The 2,755-nt window shown below is 64.3% G+C and carries 3 protein-coding genes; 2 read left to right on the top strand and 1 reads right to left on the bottom strand.

Annotation, left to right across the window (positions count from 1 at the left end; translation table 11 throughout):
• Positions 1–442 (top strand): hypothetical protein (locus WAO18_RS10845; protein WP_422206285.1); only part of this gene is annotated, 442 nt, incomplete at its 5' end.
• Positions 443–507: 65 nt separating this feature from the next.
• On the opposite strand, the gene WAO18_RS10840 is transcribed toward WAO18_RS10845, so the two are convergent.
• On the bottom strand, positions 508–1,485 hold the full coding sequence (locus tag WAO18_RS10840; RefSeq protein WP_422206284.1) for an esterase family protein: 978 nt from the start codon (positions 1,483–1,485) through the stop codon (positions 508–510).
• Positions 1,486–1,895: 410 nt separating this feature from the next.
• On the opposite strand from WAO18_RS10840, the gene WAO18_RS10835 reads away from it, so the two are divergent.
• Positions 1,896–2,755 (top strand): DUF7159 family protein (locus WAO18_RS10835; RefSeq protein ID WP_422206283.1); only part of this gene is annotated, 860 nt, incomplete at its 3' end.

Genomic DNA, 2,755 nt, shown 5'->3' with positions numbered 1-2,755 from the left:
GGCCAATGCCGTAGAACACCCCGGTCCCGCTGCCACCGACGCGCAGACCGAGACCGAAGTCGTCGAGCACGCGAAAGACATCGTCGCGATCGCTGGACTCCAGCAGCCGACGGCGAATTATCTGTTGATGTCGTGCAAGGACCGCGACAATCCGCCCTATCAAGGTGCTGTTTACCTGGATTTCGTGCTGCCGCCCGACACCAGCGCCGACCAGTATTTCCGGACCGTCTCGGCCGCCCTCGTCGCCCGCGGCTGGCGGGAGGGCCTGCCGCCCAACCAGCATCTGTTCGGCAGGAACCTGTCGAAGGACGAGGTCAACGCGGTTCTCTATCCCGATCGGGACTTGCCGATGCACGGCATCGCGCGCATCTACGGCCAGTGCCACGACATGACCAGTCACCGCGGCTCGGCATGGATCGACGTCACCGACCGACTGCGTTGACATAGGTCCGCAACAGAAAACCGGGCTCGACGGATTTCCGTCAAGCCCGGTTTTGCTCGGAGTTCTCAGCCGGCGTGAGCGCCCAGCGCCCCCTGCAAGTCGCCCTTCATGGCGTTCAGCTGTGCGCCCCAGTACTCCCAGCTGTGGGTGCCATAAGCCGGGAAGTTGAACACGGCGTTGTGGCCTCCCGCGGCGTTGTAGGCGTCCTGGAACTTCTTGTTGACGCCGATCATGAAGTTGCTCTCCAGGAACGTGGCCGGCAAGTTAGCACCGCCCAGTTCGTTCGGAGTCCCGTTGCCGCAGTACACCCAGAGCCGGGTGTTGTTGGCGACGAGTATGCCCACGTTGACCAACGGGTCATTGCGTTGCCATGCCGGGTCGCTGTCTGGACCCCACATGTCTTCCTTCTTGTAGCCGCCGGCATCACCCATAGCTAGGCCTATCCAGCTCTGCCCCGTGGACGGGCTCAGGTAGCCCGACAGCGAACCGGCGTAGATGAACTGACCAGGGTGGTACATCGCCAGATTCATTGCCGATGCACCCGCCATCGAGATACCGACCGCCGCGCTGCCGTTGGCCTTGACACTCTTCTGCGAGGCCAGATATCCGGGCAGCTCACTGGTCAGGAAGGTTTCCCACTTGTAGGTCGAACAGCCGGCCTTGCCGCACGCCGGGCGGTACCAGTCGGTGTAGAAGCTCGACTGTCCACCAACGGGCATGACGACCGCCAGCCCGGACTGGTAGTACCACTCGAAGGCGGGGGTGTTGATGTCCCAGCCGTTGTAGTCGTCCTGCGCGCGCAGCCCGTCCAGCAGATACACGGCCGGCGCGTTGGTCCCACCGGGCTGGAACTGGATTTTGATGCTGCGGCCCATCGCCCCCGACGGCACCTGCAGGTACTCGACGGGAAGTCCGGGCCGGGAGAACGCCCCGGCTGTGGCAGTGCCACCGATTAGGCCAATCAGGCCGGGGAGTGCGGCGACGGATATCGCGGCGACGGTCAGTCGTCGCATCCAACTACGCACATTTTCTACTTTTGGCATTACCAGGCCCCTTGTCGACGGCGTCACGCACTATCGCAAAACCTACCGTGCGGTTGTCCATATGTCGACGTAAACGCAAAGGTGTCGCGCAGCGGCTTTGGGCATCGCCACCTGCGCGGAGCCGCTGTTATGCCTGCCACGCGGTCACGTCTGGCAACGTCGGAAGTGGCGATGTACAGCGGGAATCCGGCTTAATCGCACCTCGCGCGGAAGATGCCGCAGGTCATTGCGCAAACGCACAATAATGTCGATCCCAGGTCGCTTTTCGCCGCCGCGAACGCGTAGGGTGACCCGAGGTAGACCGATGAGACCACGCCGTCCCGGTCCTTCCGCCGCTCATGAACCACCGCACCAACGGTCTGGTTGCTGGTTGCGGCGCACGGGCATTGGGCCGCGATTGAGGTGCAGATTTGGACACGGTACTTGGACTGTCGCTGACGTCGACGTCAGTCGGCTGGGTCCTGGTAGAGGGCCGCGACGCTGATGGCACGATCCTCGACCACGACGATTTCGAGGTGCGTCCCACAACTGGAATGCAGGCGGTTTATACGTCGGAGCAGGCGAGCGCGGCCGTGTTGGACGCGCAGGCCGCGGCCACGGGCTGTGACCAGCGGTTGCACGTTGTGGGCGTCAGCTGGAGTGATGAAGCGGCCGCGGAGGCGGCGTTGCTGCTGGAATCGCTGACCGACGCCGGCTTCGACAACATTGTCCCGATCCGGCTGCACGACGCGTGCGACATGTTGGCCCGGGCCATCGCGCCGGTCGTCGGCTACGACAAGGCCGCCGTGTGCGTGCTGGACGGCGACTCGACCATCGTCGTCATGGTCGACAGCGATGACGGTGAGCCGCAGACGGCCATCAAGCAGTTGTCCGGCGGACCGGGTCATCTCATCGAATGGTTGACCGCTTTGTTCGACCGCAGCTCCTGGCGACCGGGCGCCATCATCGTCGTCGGCGCCGAACACGACCTGGACCCGCTATCAGCGCGGCTGAAGAAAATAGCGCCGGTCCCGGTCATCGCCCAGCCGGGTGTCGAGTTGGCCCTGGCCCGGGGAGCGGCTCTCGCATCAGCGCAGTGCACCGAATTCACCGACGCGGAGATGCTTCAGACGGTGAACAGCTGGCGACGGGACCATGAAGCCTCCCGACAGGGCTCGTATGCCGGAGCGGTGACGATGCTGGGTGCCGGCGCGGTCACATTCGTGGCGTCACTATCGCTCGCGCTGGGCCCGCACCTGGTGCCGATCCATGCACCCGACCCGATCCGGCC

Source organism: Mycobacterium sp. (assembly GCF_049278535.1).
In the GTDB taxonomy this organism is placed as follows: domain Bacteria; phylum Actinomycetota; class Actinomycetes; order Mycobacteriales; family Mycobacteriaceae; genus Mycobacterium.
This window is presented reverse-complemented; position numbering and strand designations above follow the sequence as displayed.